This is a genomic window from Proteus sp. G2669 (assembly GCF_009915245.1).
GTDB lineage: Bacteria > Pseudomonadota > Gammaproteobacteria > Enterobacterales > Enterobacteriaceae > Proteus.
The window spans coordinates 137,306-155,195 of the sequence record NZ_JAABLX010000055.1 but is presented as its reverse complement, the minus strand read 5'-3'; the positions used below and the strand labels follow the sequence as shown (position 1 = coordinate 155,195).

Annotated in this window: 16 protein-coding genes; 3 read left to right on the top strand and 13 right to left on the bottom strand. The window is 38.0% G+C overall.

Going from position 1 to position 17,890, the window contains the following annotated elements; genetic code table 11:
- Window positions 1-3 precede the first annotated feature (3 nt).
- Entirely contained in the window at window positions 4-972 is a 969-nt protein-coding gene (locus GWI68_RS18175) for a threo-3-hydroxy-L-aspartate ammonia-lyase (RefSeq protein WP_166541186.1), read from the top strand.
- A gap of 116 nt (window positions 973-1,088) precedes the next feature.
- Here GWI68_RS18175 and GWI68_RS18170 read toward each other — a convergent pair whose 3' ends face one another.
- From GWI68_RS18170 to GWI68_RS18110, 13 genes are all read right to left on the bottom strand, one after another.
- Entirely contained in the window at window positions 1,089-2,000 is a 912-nt protein-coding gene (locus tag GWI68_RS18170) for a dihydrodipicolinate synthase family protein (RefSeq protein ID WP_166541185.1), read from the bottom strand.
- A gap of 18 nt (window positions 2,001-2,018) precedes the next feature.
- Window positions 2,019-2,624 (bottom strand): dihydroxyacetone kinase subunit L, encoded by a 606-nt coding sequence (locus GWI68_RS18165; RefSeq protein WP_166541184.1) that lies wholly within the window; start codon window positions 2,622-2,624, stop codon window positions 2,019-2,021.
- Window positions 2,625-2,626: 2 nt separating this feature from the next.
- Window positions 2,627-3,622: a dihydroxyacetone kinase subunit DhaK gene (locus GWI68_RS18160; protein ID WP_109408176.1), complete on the bottom strand. Its 996-nt coding sequence runs from the start codon at window positions 3,620-3,622 to the stop codon at window positions 2,627-2,629.
- Window positions 3,623-3,760: 138 nt separating this feature from the next.
- Window positions 3,761-5,251 carry a tripartite tricarboxylate transporter permease gene (locus GWI68_RS18155; RefSeq protein WP_109408175.1) on the bottom strand — a complete coding sequence of 497 codons (1,491 nt, stop codon included), beginning with the start codon at window positions 5,249-5,251 and terminating at the stop codon, window positions 3,761-3,763.
- A 15-nt stretch (window positions 5,252-5,266) separates the two neighbouring features.
- A complete protein-coding gene (locus tag GWI68_RS18150; protein ID WP_166541183.1) occupies window positions 5,267-5,704 on the bottom strand; it encodes a tripartite tricarboxylate transporter TctB family protein in 438 nt (145 codons plus the stop codon).
- Between the two features lie 31 nt (window positions 5,705-5,735).
- Window positions 5,736-6,680, bottom strand: a complete 945-nt coding sequence (locus GWI68_RS18145) for a tripartite tricarboxylate transporter substrate binding protein (protein ID WP_109408173.1) — start codon at window positions 6,678-6,680, stop codon at window positions 5,736-5,738.
- Entirely contained in the window at window positions 6,680-7,924 is a 1,245-nt protein-coding gene (locus GWI68_RS18140; protein WP_109408172.1) for a ribokinase, read from the bottom strand. The genes GWI68_RS18145 and GWI68_RS18140 overlap by 1 nt, the downstream gene beginning before the upstream one ends.
- A gap of 314 nt (window positions 7,925-8,238) precedes the next feature.
- Window positions 8,239-8,553 carry an AzlD domain-containing protein gene (locus tag GWI68_RS18135; RefSeq protein ID WP_166541182.1) on the bottom strand — a complete coding sequence of 105 codons (315 nt, stop codon included), beginning with the start codon at window positions 8,551-8,553 and terminating at the stop codon, window positions 8,239-8,241.
- Complete coding sequence (locus GWI68_RS18130; RefSeq protein WP_227336904.1) at window positions 8,550-9,263, bottom strand: AzlC family ABC transporter permease; 714 nt, start codon at window positions 9,261-9,263, stop codon at window positions 8,550-8,552. The genes GWI68_RS18135 and GWI68_RS18130 overlap by 4 nt, the downstream gene beginning before the upstream one ends.
- Window positions 9,264-9,361: 98 nt before the next feature.
- On the bottom strand, window positions 9,362-10,213 hold the full coding sequence (locus GWI68_RS18125; protein ID WP_109408170.1) for an AraC family transcriptional regulator: 852 nt from the start codon (window positions 10,211-10,213) through the stop codon (window positions 9,362-9,364).
- An 82-nt stretch (window positions 10,214-10,295) separates the two neighbouring features.
- Window positions 10,296-11,309 (bottom strand): LacI family DNA-binding transcriptional regulator, encoded by a 1,014-nt coding sequence (locus GWI68_RS18120; RefSeq protein ID WP_227336956.1) that lies wholly within the window; start codon window positions 11,307-11,309, stop codon window positions 10,296-10,298.
- A 60-nt stretch (window positions 11,310-11,369) separates the two neighbouring features.
- Window positions 11,370-12,776 (bottom strand): sucrose-6-phosphate hydrolase, encoded by a 1,407-nt coding sequence (locus GWI68_RS18115; protein WP_166541180.1) that lies wholly within the window; start codon window positions 12,774-12,776, stop codon window positions 11,370-11,372.
- Window positions 12,777-14,147 carry a sucrose-specific PTS transporter subunit IIBC gene (locus GWI68_RS18110; protein WP_109402365.1) on the bottom strand — a complete coding sequence of 457 codons (1,371 nt, stop codon included), beginning with the start codon at window positions 14,145-14,147 and terminating at the stop codon, window positions 12,777-12,779.
- Between the two features lie 674 nt (window positions 14,148-14,821).
- Between GWI68_RS18110 and dmsA the strand changes: the two genes are divergently transcribed.
- Together dmsA and GWI68_RS18100 are read left to right on the top strand one after the other, a co-directional pair.
- Window positions 14,822-17,260, top strand: coding sequence for a dimethylsulfoxide reductase subunit A (dmsA, locus tag GWI68_RS18105; RefSeq protein WP_166541179.1), 2,439 nt, complete (start codon window positions 14,822-14,824; stop codon window positions 17,258-17,260).
- 11 nt (window positions 17,261-17,271) lie between these two features.
- On the top strand, window positions 17,272-17,889 hold the full coding sequence (locus tag GWI68_RS18100; protein ID WP_023582154.1) for a DMSO/selenate family reductase complex B subunit: 618 nt from the start codon (window positions 17,272-17,274) through the stop codon (window positions 17,887-17,889).
- The last annotated feature ends 1 nt before the right edge of the window (window position 17,890 follow it).

Here is a 17,890-nt window from a genome sequence, read left to right as displayed (position 1 = left end):
CTTATGAATAAGCTACCTATTCCTACCTATAAAGATGTTGCACAGGCCCATCAACGCATTTTGCCTTATCTTAATAAAACACCTATTTTAACTTCTCGTACTATTAATGCGCTAACCGGGGCGCAGTTTTATTTTAAATGTGAAAACTTTCAGCGTATGGGCGCATTTAAATTTCGGGGGGCAATAAATGCGTTATCACAATTTACCACACAGCAACGTAAAATGGGTGTCGTGACTTTCTCATCAGGTAACCATGCACAAGCTATTGCTTTATCAGCAAAATTATTAGGTATTCCTGCAACAATTATCATGCCAGAAGATGCGCCAAAGGCTAAAATGGAAGCGACAAAAGGCTATGGTGGTCGTGTGATCACCTATAACCGTTATACAGAAAATCGTGAAGAAATTGGCCAACAACTAGCACAAAAAGAAGGATTAACGTTAATTCCACCTTATGATCATCCTCATATTATTGCAGGGCAAGGTACTGTAGCAAAAGAGCTGTTTGATGAAGTTGGTGAATTAGATATGCTATTTGTTCCATTAGGTGGTGGTGGTTTACTTTCTGGCTCTTTATTATCAACCAAAGCCCTCTCACCAGATTGTAAAATATTTGGTGTTGAACCTTTAGCAGGAAATGACGGACAACAATCATTACGCAAAGGCGAAATCATTCATATTGATACTCCGAAAACAATTGCAGATGGTGCGCAAACACAACATCTTGGTAATTATACTTTTGAGATTATTCGTAACAATGTGGATGATATTTTAACTGCAACAGATGAAGAGTTAATTTCCACCATGCAGTTTTATGCCCAGCGAATGAAAATAATTGTAGAGCCAACGGGATGTTTAAGTTTAGCGGCAGCTCGTCAATTTAGTGATAAATTAAAAGGTAAGAAAATCGGAATTATTATCAGCGGTGGTAATGTCGATATCGCACAATATGGTCGTTTTTTAGCACAATAAAAAGATGTTATTAACAATTAAAAAAAAGCAGTATGGATTATTTTTCATACTGCTTAAAATCATCAATATATTGCCACTCAATTAAGATAACGAAGATGTTTTTTGCTTAGTCTCTTTTAATTAAGTGAAAAAGTGATCCCTGCTTCTTTACACAATTGCGTTAAACTCTCTTTTAATTGTTGATTTTCTTCAGGTAATAAATCGAGTTGTGGTAAACGCATATGACCGCCATCTAAACCACGCATGGTTAATGCTGATTTAAATATTGCCATATTTGCACCTGATTTGAGTGCATCACTAAATTTCACACAAAATTGTTGCCAGTGTTTTGCTTCTTGATGATCACCTGCAATATAGGCTTTATACATATTCACAAATGGTTCAGGGAATACACAAGCACAACCTGAAACAGTACCATCACAACCTGCATCTAGTAGGCCTAGGAATAATTTATCGTAGCCATGAAGCACTGAAAAATTATCAGCTACAGCAAGGTAACTTAATGTTGTATTGTTATCAGCAAAACTGTATTTAATCCCAATCACATTTTTACACTGTTGTTGTACTTTTGCCGCTAATTCAGGCTTGATATTATTTGCCGCACATTGTGGTATGTTATACAGATAAACAGGGAAATTATCCGGCACACTGTTTGCCACCGTCACAAAATAATTTTCTAATTCTCTGTCTGTCGCACCAAAAAATTGTGGTGTCACCACACCAATACCATCAGCGCCAATTTCAACGGCATGTTTCGCTAATTCAATGGTTTCGGTTAATGTCATTGCGCCAACATGAATAAAAACGGGTAAGCGTTTATTGGCTGTTTCGACAACAGTTTTTGCAACACTTTTACGCTCTGAAGCTGATAAACGTAGCATCTCTCCCGTAGTGCCACAAGGATAGAGGCAATCAACACCTTGAGTGACTAACATGTCTGTTAATGTAGATAACGCATTAATATCCACTTGATCGTTCGAATCAAACGGAGTAACCATTGCCACTGTAACGCCAAATAATTTTTTCATATTAAGACCTTTATTAAATCAGATTGCTTCAACAATAACTTTAATTGCCAACATGCCAGGATCATCTAAACCAATAGATTTTTCTGGAAACATACGCGCTCGACCTAATAAATTAGGTTTTTGACGAAATTCAGTAAGCGTATTATCAATACTGAATAAGGCTGCTGCTTTTAATTCCGATAGAGATAAAACAGGTTTTAGCGCTTCAGATAATTGGTAAATAATATCAAGTACCGATTTTTGCCCTAACTCCCCTTTTCCTCTCGCCATCATGCTTTGATACGCAACAGTTAAAAGTGGTGAAATATCGGCGGGGGCTATTTCTTGCAGTTGATTTTCTTTGCAATATTTCGCCATTGCCATAAAAGCAGTCGCTTGCAACGTACCAAAAGAAGAAGCGCAGGCTTTTTGTAGTGATTTACTGCATTGAAAAAGTGATTTACTTAAATCGTCAGGCCAATCTTGTGCATCATCTGCAATTTGCCGCCACCCTTTTTGCATGGTGATCCCTAAATCACCATCACCTAAACGACTATCAGCTTCACACAACATTGACTGTGATTGCTCACAAGCAGTAGCAATACGTGCAACGCCTTGTTTTAGCATATCAAGAGTGATATTCATCGCTAGACTCTCCAAAATGCACAATAAGCCGGTGCATTCATTAAAGCTTCGAGTTCATCATCTAATTTACACAACGTTAAACTTACCCCCGTCATTTCCATTGATGTAGCATAACGGCCGACTAATGGATGAATAATCGTAGCACCTGTTTTTTCAATAAGCTGTGCAACTTTGTTATATAGAATGTAGAGCTCTTCAAGAGGTGTTGCGCCTAATGAATTGACTAACACTGAAACCTTATCATTTGCTTTGAATGATAATTCAGCTTGCAGACGATCGAACATTTCTTGGGCAATTTCATCAGCGCTGCGTAACTTATCACGCCAAATTCCCGGTTCACCGTGAATTCCCATGCCCATTTCCATTTCATCCTCACCAATTTCAAAGGTAGGATGTCCTACCGCTGGTAAGGTACAAGATGTTAACGCACAACCAATCGTTCGGGTATTTTCCATGGTTTTTTGAGCAATACGTGTTACTTCATCAAGTGAAGCCCCTTCTTCTGCTTTGGCGCCCGCCATTTTAAAACCATAAACCATCCCAGCTACACCACGGCGTTTATGCGCCTCTTCAGGCTTTGCTGAAGCAACATCATCCGCAGCTAATACCGTTGTGCAACGAATATTATCTTCAAAATCAACCGTTTCAGTTGCCATATCAAAATTCATTACATCGCCACCGTAATTGCCATAAAGTAGCAATACGCCTAAGCCGCTATTTGCTTCACGAATAGTATCGGCCATTAAATCCGCTGAAGGTGAAGCAAAAACATCTCCCACAGCAGCTGCATCTAATAAACCTTTACCGACATATCCTGTGAATACTGGCAAATGGCCAGAGCCTCCGCCTGTTACAATACCCACTTTCGGCTTATCTGCTTTTTTTGAACGAGCAATCAATCTTGGCTGTGGTTGACGATAAATATGGCTATGTGCAAGACATAAACCGGCTAATGTTTCATCGACATAATTTTCTGGCTTATTTAATATTTTTTTCATTCGATCACCCGATATTTTTATTTATCTGCTGATTTCTAACATCTTAAAAAACGTTATTTTGTTTATTTAAAATGAGCTTTCCCTGATACTTAAAAAGTATCTTTATATTTAATTTATTTGGTATAAAAACGAGATGCGTTATTTAGCTTTCAATGCACCTCTAATTTGCATAATAACAATGAGAAAAAATGCACTGGCTAATACCATCGAAATAGGTCTATTAACAAAATTAATAAAATCACCATCAGATTTCATTAATGAGGAGAGTAAATTCTTTTCTAACATAGGCCCTAATATCATGCCTAAAATAATTGGTGAGATTGGGAATTTTCGTTCTTGAAGGAAATAGCCAATAACACCCATAACTAACATAACCACAATAGAAGACATCGTATTTGTGATTGCATATGAGCCAACGATACTAAATAGAATGATTGCTGGGTAAATAATCGCATTATCGATAGCAACAATTTTTTTCAACAAATTGACAACAATAAAAGCAATCGGAAGTAAAATAAGATTAGCAATAAAAAAGATAATAAAGACAGCATACAATTTATCGGGGTTAAATAAGAATAACGTTGGTCCCGGTTGCATATCTTTCATATATAGTACACCGATAATAATTGCAGCCGCAGAATCACCGGGAATACCAAAGACTAGAGATGGGATCCAACTTCCGGCTAAGCTTGCATTATTACTCGCTGAAGCATCAACAATACCTTCCTCAGAGCCATGACCATATTTCTCTGGTTTTTTAGAGAGTTTCTTTGAAACAGCATAAGAGATCCACGCGGCAATATCGGCTCCAGCACCAGGTAAAGCACCAATTAATGTTCCTATTATTCCGCTACGGAAAATACCGCCCTTACGTTGACGAACAACACCCCCCACACCTTTAAAGATATTGTAAGAGTTATTTTCCACATTCACTTCTGTTAGTGTAATTTGCTTTTCTTTCCAACGTTCAACGTAATATTTGATAGCACCAGAAATAGCAAATAGCCCTATCATTGCTGGAATAAAGCTGACACCTTGCATTAAAGAAACTTCACCGAAAGTAAAGCGGGCTTGACCTGTAAACTCATCATAACCAATGGTGGCTAATGCAATACCAAAGAACAGAGCTAATAAGCTTTTTCTAATATGAGAGCCGGAAACAATAGTTGCACAACTTAAACCGATTAGAGACAACCACATATATTCGTAAGAGCTAAATTTTAAAGCAAATTCAGCTAATATTGGTGCTGTTGAGGCTAATATAATCGTACCAATTACGCCACCAATCACAGAGCTGGTTAATGACATACCCAATACACGATTTGTTTTACCTTCTTTAACTAAGGAATGTGCATCATTGGTATAAGCTGCCGATGCAGGTGTACCCGGAATATTTAATAAGGCTCCGGGAATATCCCCTGCAAATATAGATGATGCTCCAACGGAGATCATTAAGGCTAAAGCAGGAATGGGTTCAAGAAAAAAAGTAAACGGTACCATTAATGCAATAGCCATTGTTGATGTTAATCCGGGAATTGCACCAACAAATAAGCCAAATAAACAGGCTCCAATAACGACAAGAATTGTTGTGTAATCAATATAAGCAAGTGCGCTAATTAATATATCCATACTGTTGTTCTCTATTTATGAAAATAGCTGAGGTAGCGGTACTAACAGTACAGCGGTAAATAAGTAATACACACCTAACACCACTCCTGCTGAAATAATAAAACTATATATAGATTTTACTGTTGCATATTTCATCATTAATGGTGCTGTAATAATTAATCCGGTTAAAATAAATCCTAAATAATCAGATGCAAGCACATAAAAAAGAATAATACTGATAATTAATAAGACAAATTTTATTTCATGCCACGTCACTAATGGAATGTCACTTTCTTGTTTACGTGAAAATATATCTATTAATGAAAATAGGATCATGCCACCGCCAATAATAGAAGGCATAAACGCAGCACCATATTCACTAAAATCGCCTAATGAATATGCACTATAAACAATAAGGAATAAACCAAAGCAACAAAATATGAGCGATAGAATATGACGATTTAGCATAGGCATAAAAACGGCTGTTGCTCAGCCGTTCCCTCAGTTATTTCTTTATAATTTCGCCAAACTTTTTATCTTCATTGGCCATAAATTGAGTGGCATCATCGCCATATAACTCGATAACTTCAAAGCCTTGTTTATTTGCAAATTCGGCTAATTCACCAGAGGCATATACTTTTTTCATGGCTGCGGTAAGTTTATCTTGTACTTCTTTATCAAGACCTTTAGGGGCAACTAACATATTCCACGCTTGCAGATCCCAATTATAAGCTGTAGCTTCTTTGAATAAGGGTACATCTGGGTAGAAAGCCGACTTTTCATTGGACATAATGGCCATATGTTTTACTAATCCCGCTTTTACCATACTATCGGCTTCACCTAATGAAGATGTCACTATATCAACACCCCCTGATGCTAATTCTTGTAACGCCGCACTCGCACCTTGAGAAGGAATAAAGCGAATAGCATTATCTGGTAATCCAGCTGCACGCAACATACCAATAGTATTCAGATGCCAAATTGAATTTAAGCCACTGCCTGATGCTTTTAATTTACCTGGATTTGCTTTCGCATAATCAATAATTTCCTGTGCATTTTTAAATGGCGAAGATTTTCCAACTTGCAATCCACCATAAATAACGGCAAGACGTGTAATCGGTGTGTAATCTTGATATGTTAAATTCGTCATTCCCTGATGATGCATCATGGTAATTTCAACTGTTGCAATTCCTAATGTGTAGCCATCAGGTTTTGCATTTTTAATGGCATCATGACCTACAACACCACTGCCGCCAGTTTTATTGACTACATTAACAGTAACGCCTAATTCTTCTTGTAGTCCTTTTGCTGCTAAGCGTGCAACCGTATCGGTATTACCACCTGCAGCCCAAGGAACAACAATAGTAATCGGTTTTTCAGGGTATTGCGCGAAAGCCGGAAGTGTAAAAATGGAACTGCATAGGGTAAATGCCAGAAGTGTTTTTTTCATTATATGCACCTTTTCTCATTGCAGATTATTTGTGGCCGAATATCTTCAAGCCTTGATTTAAGGCGAGCCTGAACTTGGGAAAGTACAGGCATTGCTGTTACGCCTTTTTGTTCTATAAATGCAGAGAGGAAAGCACTGGCAAATAATACACTCTCATGCATTGTGCCTCCTGCTGCTATCTTTGATGCAAATGCGCCATTAAACGCATCTGTTGCTGCCATCGTATCTACGCGTAACGATGGCATAGGTGGAATATGAAATGTGGCTCGACCATCAAAATAAACCACACCAAGCTCATCCATATAAATAATCACTTTCTTACTTTCGTCACCGGAAATAATATTGATCGCCTGCTTTGCATCATTAATATCGTTTATTTCAAAGTCAGCCCAATGAGATGCTTGGTTCGCATTTAAAGTAATAAAATCAAGATACAAATAAAGTTGTTTTAGGTTTTCGTTATAAGGCGCAACATTTAGTATGATGATCTTATTAACCGACTTAGCAAATAAGGCGGCTTTAATATTAGCTTCTATATTAATTTCGCCTTGGAGCAATAACACATCGGCTTCACTGACATACGGCAATGAAATATCAATCTCTTGTTCAGAAAAAGTGTTATTTGCGCCTAGATAAGTTGCTGTAATATTGTTTTGTGTTTTGTCAGCTAAATAACTAATCGAACTGCCTGTTGGCTCGGTTTCTGTTTGAAAAATAGTGAAAGAATCAATGCCACTTTCTTGTAAATATTTATAAGCATATTTACTAAAATGATCTTCACCAACTTTTGTTATTAAATGGACTTTTGCATCAGAAAAACTTGCTGCCATCGCCTGATTTGTTCCTTTACCACCAGGACCTATCGAATTGCTTTTTGAATTAACTAATTCACCAACTTTCGGAAAAGATTCGACATTGGCGATAATATCTACTACAAACGATCCTAAAACACAGACTTTACCTTCCGGTTTTCTATCTTTACGTTCTCTAACAATTAATAAGTCGTGCAATAAACATGAAATATCAAAACTATCACTGAATTTACTTATTTTTTTAATTTCTTGTTTCCCTAGTATGGCGCCACCATGACAACGTTTGATCAACCCTTCTCCTTCAAGGTATTTCAAATCGCTGCGAATAGTCTCCAATGTGACACTGAATTTCTCCGCAAGCTGAGCCACTTTAACTTTCTTTTGTTCCCTGATGATGGTGTAAATTTCCTGCCGCCGTTCTTCTGAAAACATATAAAGTGCCTCCGTATCATTGATAACGAGAATAAGGAGATCAGGTCTGTGATTCTGCGATGGTATTCAAAACAAAAAACCAAAAACAGAAGCAAAACCAAATCGAAGCAATTTAGATCACATTTTTTTAACACAACATCAATTGGTATACGTTAAAAATGAGAGGTGAAACGAGTCGGATAATGAATGGTAATACAGAAAAGAGAGGTAGAATCAGCCGTTCAAAGACGGCCGATAAAATAACGAACTACATTAATACAAAAATGATTATTTTTAAATGTAAATATTACGTTAAATAAAATCACCTTTAGTATTCAGTTTAATAAGGCATTAAGAAGATAAAAACCAACCAAGGTCAGTAAAACCACTATTAATGTATTGCGTATTTTAAGCGCTAATCCTACACATAATAAAGTTCCCCAAAGATAAGGGTTATCTAAAATACCTTTAAATTCGCCTTTTTCTAACAGTACAATTGGCGCACAGATTGCGGTTAATAAACAGGGTGCAGAGTATCCTAAGGCTTGTCTGATCACTGGCGGTAATTTGACAGGTACTGCTGGTTCGAGAAAGAAATAACGCAGCATGAAAATGACCAGTGCCAAAATTAATAATAACGACCATGTCATTTTTGCTCTCCTCTTATTCTTGCAACACAAACCGCGATAAACATACCTGTTAGCCCACCAATAACGACACCACCCTCTATATTTAACCAACTGAAAACAATTGAAAGGCAAAATGAGACAATAACACCGACTAACGTACTAAATGTTTTTATTAACGGGATCACAATTGCCAATAACGTAGCAACAATAGAGAAATCAAGATGATAACGTGATAAATCAGAAACTTGGCTTGCCATAATAATGCCAACAATACTGACCGCTACCCAGGCTAAATAAAAACATAATCCTGCACCGATCATATAAGCAGGTGTTAGTTTCACTTTAGGTTGTGCTGACACTGCAAAAAGCTCATCCGTTAATAAAAAACCTATCGTAATGCGTTGATACCATTTTAAATGAGCAACATGAGGCCGTAAGGTTAAACCATATAAAAGGTGTTGGGCAGTAATAAAAAAGACAGAAACAATAATGGTTAGCATCCCTGCCCCAGAAACAACTAACCCTAATGTTACTAATTGCGCCGCACCTGCAAAAACAATAGCAGACATTCCGACACTTTGTGCAAAGGTTAATCCTGCATCAACAGCCATTGAACCTGCGAGTATTCCCCAAGGGATCACCGCAAGGCATAAAGGCAAAACATGTAAAGCGCCTAAACCAAAGGCACGCATAGTTTGCTTATCTTCAGTGTTATTTTTGATTTTTTCCATTTATCTGTCTTCACGTCTAATACATTAATTCTATAGAGAATGATTATCAGTCAGTAAAGATAAATGGGATTGTATAAAATTGCTCTTTTAATTTTTTATTACAACAAGGGGGATTTTAAAGAGGAAGATAATCGAAGCCCTTTTAAATAGTTTCCCGGTGTAACACCAATAGCGTTTTTAAAATGACGATGGAAATGGCTTTGATCTGAAAAACCACAACGTTGTGTTACATCAGTAAGTGTATGACCTAAAGAGAGTAACTGCCTTGCTTTACGAATTCTGGCTTGAATAAGCCAAGCATGAGGGGTCATACCTATTTCTTTTTTAAACTGACGTAAAAAGTGCCATGGACTTAAATTCACCATTTCAGCTAACGTGTTGAGTGAAAACTCATTTTCAGGTGTGTCATTCATTAATTCACTCACCCACTGTAACCGTTGCCCTATAGCACTTAATGGTTTTTCTTGGGTTCTTGTTTTGCTATAACGCAAAATCAACATTGCCATTGTTGAAAGCAATAGCGATTCTTTTAAAAGATAATTATTAGGTTGTTCCAGTAATGAAAAAAGTAATAAAAGTTGCTGACTTAAACCAGGATCGTGAATAACAGCATCAGGAAACCAAGGCGTGGCACCCTGCTCTTGTTGTAGATCACGCGTTAATGTTTGCAGATATTCTGGTGTGGGATAAATAGCTTGATAAGCCCAACCAGATTCAACCGCAGAGGAGCCGGTATGAACTTCATCTGCATTAACAATAATGATGTCTCCTTTAGGAGCGATATGTTCACTTCCTGTGCGATAAAACTGCTGTGCGCCATCATCAATTACACCAATACAGAAGCCTTCATGGGTATGGCGAGAGAAAGTTTGGTGTAAATATTCAGCTTGCAGATAAGCAAGGCTATTCAGCTCAGGAAGGTGGATAAGTTTAGCCTGCTCTTGGCGCATTGAATATTGACTCCATCAACAGTAAAAATCATCAGCTTGTATCATAAACACTATACTGGTGATTGCATAAAATTGCTCAGTCTTACTCATGTCGTTGATGAATTTTTGCTGGAACAAAAATTTGATGAATTTCTAAGTTTGTCTGGTTTATTAATCCCATGACCAGTCGGAAACAGTGTGATGCTAATTCAGGATTATTTTGTGCAATAGTATCTATTGGTATTGATAATGAATCATACAAATAGTGATCATCAAAACCGGCTAAATAGACTTCATTTTGCATAATTTTATTTTGACTTAGATAGCGCAACACGCCATCCAATAAGCCACAAGCAGAAGTAAAAACAAACTTAGGCGATCGTCCTAACGATGCACACAAAGAGCCAAACATTTCATAACCTGAACTTGGGTGATAATGCCCATGTATGATCCACTCTGATTTTAGATTGATTTGTGCTTGTGAAAGCCCTTGGGTGAAACCTAAAAGACGATCTTTAGTTGGTGAAAGCGTTGATTGCCCACCAAGGAAATAAAACTCATCAATACCTTTTGTCGAAGCAATTTCTGCAATAATTTGTTGTGTTGCCGTTATTGAATCGGTGACAACAAAAGGTAATGTTGTTCCTTCAAAATACCGGTCAAATAACACAACAGGTATTTGCTTACTTAAACGTTGATATTCAAAATCACTTTGTAAACAAGAAGCCACAATCAAACCATCTATTTGACGTGATAATAGATGTTCTATTGCCAGCGTTTCTTGAGCCGCATTTTCATCAGTACAAGAAATAAGTAATTGAATACCTGCTTCTCTGCATAATATTTCTAGTTCATACGCCACAGAAGCAAAACCATAGTTAGTAATATCAGGAATAACCAACCCTAATGCATAACTACGATTATCACGTAAAGAGCGAGCATGAATATTAGGCTGATACTGATATTGTTCAGCAATAGCCGTAATACGTGCGATAGTATCATCAGATACACGCATCTCTTTACCACGGCCATTTAATACTAAACTTGCCGTTGTTTTTGAAACGCTCGCTAATTTTGCAATATCGGTGATCGTGATACGTTTTTGTTTTTTCACTATTATTCTACTTAATGTCACATTCGCTAAACTTAAACTGTTTTATTGTTTATATAATTGGATCTAACTGAGTAATGCATTCTTTAATGGCCAAGTTGTGAGGTTTATTGTGTCTTTTCCCAAGAAACAAATAGTCTGTTTTTCTAAGGGGAAAAAACGGCTACTCATCACACCGGCTCCGCCATTAAAGAAAATCTCTACACTGGAGCTATCACATAATATTTGAAGATGTTTTATATCACCAGACCAGAAACGTGATTGCCACTCCCCATTTTTAACACTACGGCGTTTTAACACGGCTTGATCATCTTCAATGAATAAAGCAAGAGTATCAGAAAAATAAATAGTAAGAGAGCCAAATAGCTCTACTTCAAATTCAAACGAAAATCCGCTGATATCTGGCGCATCATCAGCAATACCCTGCCAATATGCTGGCTTTTGTCTTAATTGCTGTAACTCTTTTACGGGTTGTTGATAAAGCTTCCCTTCTTTTATATGTAATTCGCGAGGGCAAGTCATTTGGTGAATCCAGCCATTAGCAATAGTCGGTTGATACATCTCTTCACCATCAGGAACTCCCATCCAACCAAATAATAAACGTCTGCCATTCACTAATGTTGTTTGAGGTGCGTAAAACTCAAAACCTGCATCTAGTTCGACTAAATCACCATGCTGAAATTGCAATGTTGAATAATCAAAATCCCCGATTAAATAGGCACTAGAATGCGAATTTAAAAATCGTTGTTGTTCTCTTTTTATCCCTTGGGGACATGTTAATAAAATAAAGCGATCATCTAGTTCAAAGAGATCTGGGCATTCCCACATATAACCCGCATCAGCTAACCCGCCTAAATAACTTCCCGCTAACTCGCCGACTAATTGCCATTGATATAAGTGAGATGCACGATAGAGTAAAACTTTACCCTGTTTATCTAAGTTCTGTGCGCCTAATACCATGTACCAGACATCATTATATTGCCAAATCTTCGGATCACGGACATGACCACTATAGCCTTCAGGAAGCCCTAATACAGGCCCTAACTTATCAAAACCTCCCTGTTGATTTTCAACGGCTAAACATTGCCATGCTGTACGTGAGCCATCCTCAAATTTGACATTACCGGTATAGCAAAGAGTTAATTTCCCTTGGTAGATCACGGCACTACCAGAATAACAGCCATCTTTGTCATAAAATTCATCAGGTAGTAAAGCAATAGGTTGATGCTGCCAAGTAATCAAATCCTTTGAGCGCCAATGACCCCAACATTTATGTTTATGCTCACAAGACAAAGGGTTCCATTGATAAAACAGATGATAATATTCACCATCAAAACAAAATCCATTGGGATCATTTAATAACCCAGTTACTGGCGCTAAATGCCAATGTGGATAATATTTATCTTTTATGGCTTTAGCGCTATTACGCATGACCGATTGTAAAATCGCAGATAACCCTTCGTTTGTGTTCATTTATGCAGACTCCACTTTGTATTTCAGCAAAAGAGAGATAACAAACGCAGTCACAAAGGCAATCACAAGGCCAATAATATAGTTCATAATTGAACCTGCTTGCACGATTGCAATACCCGGAATAGCAGTCAACCCTACGGCTGTCATATAAACATGCGAGCCTACAACCCAAGCACCGCCAGCTGCACCACCAATTAACGCAGCAATAAAAGGTTTTCCATAACGTAAATTAATCCCGAAAATTGCCGCTTCAGTGATACCTAACATAGCGGAAAAACCAGATGGGATTGTGATTGCTTTAATTTTTGCATCATTAGTTTTAAACCAAACGGCTATACAAGCACCACCTTGAGCAATATTCGCCATTGCCCAAATCGGCAATAAAAAGTTAACTCCAATATTAGGATTACCTAATAAACCCGCTTCGACAGCATGAAAACTGTGGTGAATACCCGTAATAACAATCACAGAATAAAGGCCACCAAAGATCAGCCCTGCTATCCAACCCGCTTGTGTAATTAAGGTACTTAATAATAGTGAAATACCATCACCTAAAAGGCGACCAACAGGCCCTATAACTAATAACGCCACAAAGCCCGAAATAATAACGGTTAAAAATGGCGTGATAATTAAATCGAGAGCATTAGGAACAACTTTACGTAATTGTTTTTCCAAGACACTCATAAACCAAACGGCAAGCAAGACTGGAAAAACAGTACCTTGATAACCAATCATTGCCACCTCTAACCCAAAGAAGTTCATGGTGTTAAAACCAGCGGCAACGCCCCATGCGTTAGTTAATGCAGGATGCGTTAAAATTCCACCTAATGTAGCGCCAAGATAAGGATTTCCGCCAAACTCTTTTGCCGCAGTAAAACCAATCAAAATAGGCAAAATAATAAATGCCGCAGAGCTACACATATCTAACATGATATAGAGTGCATTATCAGGGCTCACCCACTGGTTAGTTTTCATTAACCCAAGTAACCCCATTAATAAACCCGATGCCACAATGGCAGGGATAATAGGTACAAAAATATTAGAAAGCAGTCTAGCTATTCGCTGAAATGGGTTAAGCTTTTTGGCTGCAATATTTGCCGCTTCAGATTTACTTGATTCACCAATACCCGCCGCAGCAATAAAGGCAGCATGCACTTTATTAACTAAGCCAGTACCAAAAATTACCTGAATTTGCCCTGCATTACTAAAACACCCTTTTACACCTTCTAATTTATTGATTGCCTCTTTATCAGCTTTAGTGTCATCGACTAATACAAGTCTTAAACGAGTAGCACAATGCGCCGCACTGGCAATGTTTTCAGCACCTCCCAATAAAGGTACTAGTTGGCGAGCAATATTCTCAATATTCATCATAGCCTCGGTAAGTCTTACTTCGTTTATAAACCAATCATTAATAGCAGTCATAAAAACTAAAACGGTTTAGCTAATAATATGATTAAATAAAAACCTATCTTGAATGGCAATAAATATACGGATAAAAGCGTTCTATTTGTGATCTAAACGACAAAAAAGACACATAACTAGTCCTAACTAGACAATAAAAGTAACTTAAAATAATCTAATAGCTAAACAAATTATTTTTTATTTAGCTAAACAAATTAATATAATGTTAAATAATTTTATTTGAGAAAAAAATATTCCATTCATTAATTTTATTGGCAAATTATCCAGTCAAATCTGATAGATAGTGCATTATTATTTCGTCTATTCTCTGTTATCAGTAACATTATAATACTTTATTAATCGTTATATATTTTATTATATAACACTGTCAATCATTTGATTAAATTTAACTAATACAAAAACTTAAGTTAACCTCAAAAACTGGTAACGCTTGTAATAAATCACTTTTCTTTGATGTAAAGCAACTACAACTTTTAGAAAATACGTAATATCCACATTAACAGTTGGGTTTTATTACCTACGTTAAAGTGCTTATTTTTTAACAACAATAACAATAATTATTTCTATAAGCTTGTTGGCTTCTTTTTTCTTAAAAATATAAATAATCAAGTGAGTAATGTATGAAAAACATCAAAGAGATGGCGTTACTTTCCACTCCCTTATCTCGCCGTCGTTTTGTAAAAACAGGTGCAGCGAGTGGTTTAGCAATAACTGCAGGGGGATTATCTCTCCCCTTTAATCAAGCCATCGCCACAGAGACAAAACCGACAACGAATAGCGAAAAAGTGGTGTGGAGTGCCTGTACAGTAAACTGTGGTAGTCGGTGTCCATTACGTATGCATGTTGTTGATGGTGAAATTAAATATGTAGAAACCGACAATACGGGTAATGATATCTACGAAGAATTACACCAAGTTCGTGCCTGTTTACGTGGTCGCTCAATGCGTCGTCGTGTTTACAACCCTGACCGTTTACGCTACCCAATGAAACGTGTGGGTAAGCGTGGTGAAGGTAAATTTGAACGTATTTCATGGGATGAAGCCTTTGATACGATTTCAGATACCATGAAACGTTTGATTAAAGATTATGGTAATGAATCTATTTATTTGAACTACGGCACAGGTACTTTAGGTGGCACGATGACGAAGTCATGGCCACCAGGAGCAACATTAATTGCTCGTTTAATGAATTGTTGTGGTGGTTATCTTAATCACTACGGTGATTACAGTACGGCACAAATTGCAGCTGGCTTAAATTACACCTATGGTGGTTGGGCAGATGGTAATAGCCCTTCAGATATTGAAAACACCAAACTGGTTGTAATGTTTGGTAATAATCCAGGTGAAACACGGATGAGTGGTGGCGGTGTCACCTATTACGTTGAACAAGCCCGTGAGAAATCTGATGCACGAATGATTATCATCGATCCGCGTTATACCGATACGGGTGCAGGTCGTGAAGATGAGTGGATCCCTATTCGCCCAGGAACGGATGCAGCATTAGTCAATGCCTTAGCGTATGTCATGATCAAAGAAGACTTAGTTGATAAGCCTTTCCTAGATAAATATTGCGTAGGTTACGATGAAACCACTCTACCTGAAGGTGCGCCAAAAAATGGGCACTATAAAGCCTATATTTTAGGTGACGGCGCTGACGGTCAACCTAAAACACCAGAATGGGCAGCGCAAATTACAGGTATTCCCGCTTCACGTATTGTGAAATTGGCTCGTGAAATTGCAACAGCAAAACCAGCTTATATTACACAAGGATGGGGGCCTCAACGCCGTTCTAACGGTGAACTCGCTTCTCGTGCTATTGCGATGCTCTCTATTTTGACCGGTAATGTGGGAATTAACGGCGGTAATACTGGTGCTCGCGAAGGCTCTTACAGCATTCCTTTTGTTCGTATGCCTACGTTCACTAACCCTGTCACCACCAGCATTTCCATGTTTATGTGGACGGATGCAATCTTACGTGGCCCAGAAATGACAGCAACTCGTGATGGTGTTCGTGGTAAAGACAAACTTGATGTGCCTATTAAAATGGTATGGAACTACGCAGGTAACTGTTTAGTTAACCAACATTCTGAAATCAATCGTACTCACGATATTTTGCAAGACGATAAAAAATGCGAAATGATTGTGGTGATCGATAACCATATGACAGCATCTGCTAAATATGCCGATATTCTACTTCCTGATTGCACTGCATCAGAACAGATGGATTTCTGTATGGATGCATCGGCGGGTAATATGGCGTATGTAATTTTTGCAGATCAAGCAATAAAACCTCGCTTTGAAAGCCGTAATATCTATGAAATGACCAGCGAAATTGCAAAACGCATGGGTGTAGGTGAAAAATTCACTGAAAATCGTACTCAAGAAGAATGGTTACGTCACCTTTACGAACAATCTCGTCAAAACTTACCTGAACTTCCCACTTTTGAAGAGTTCCGTACTCAAGGGATCTTCAAAAAACGCGACCCTGAAGGTCATCATGTTGCTTATCGTAAATTCCGTGATGATCCTGAAAACAACCCATTAACGACACCATCAGGCAAAATTGAGATTTATTCTTCTCAACTTGCTGACATTAAAGCGACATGGGAACTTGCATCTGACGATGTCATTGATCCACTGCCGATTTATTCTGCTGGTTTTGAAAGTTATGGTGATCCAGCAATGGAAAAATATCCATTACAAATGACGGGTTTCCACTATAAATCACGTACTCACTCAACTTATGGCAACGTAGATGTTTTAAAAGCCGCATGTCCACAAGAAATATGGATAAACCCTGTTGATGCATCAAAACGAGGCATTAAACACGGTGATTTAGTACGTATTTATAACGATCGTGGTGAAGTTAGGATCAACGCAAAAGTGACACCTCGCATTTTACCCGGTGTAGTAGGTTTAAGTGAAGGTGCTTGGTATAACCCAGATAGTAACCGCATTGATCACGCAGGTAGCATTAACGTGTTAACGACACAACGCCCTTCGCCACTTGCCAAGGGTAATCCTTCTCACAGTAATCTTGTTGAAGTCGTCAAGGCGTAAGGAGTCTGGTTATGTCAACGCAATATGGTTTTTACATTGATTCAAGTCGTTGCACCGGCTGCAAAACCTGTGAACTGGCGTGCAAGGATTTTAAAAATTTATCCCCTGAAGTCAATTTCCGTCGGATCTATGAATATGCAGGTGGCGATTGGACTGAACAAGATGGCGTTTATACACAAAATGTTTTTGCCTATTACTTATCCATTTCGTGTAACCACTGTGACGATCCTGCTTGTGCAAAAGTTTGCCCAAGTGGTGCAATGCATAAACGTGAAGATGGCTTTGTTGTCGTTAATGAAGATATTTGTATCGGTTGTCGTTATTGTCACATGGCATGTCCTTATGGCGCACCGCAATTTGATGAAGTTAAAGGTCATATGACCAAATGTGACGGTTGTTATGAGCGTGTAGCTGAAGGCAAAAAACCGATTTGTGTTGAGTCTTGTCCACTACGTGCATTAGATATGGCACCGATTGAAGAATTACGTGCTAAATATGGTGATTTAGCTGAAATCGCCCCACTTCCTTCAGCAAAATATACCAAGCCAAATATTGTCCTTAAATTAAATGCCAATAGCCGTCCTGTGGGTGATACCACCGGTCATCTGGCAAACCCAGAGGAGGTGTAAG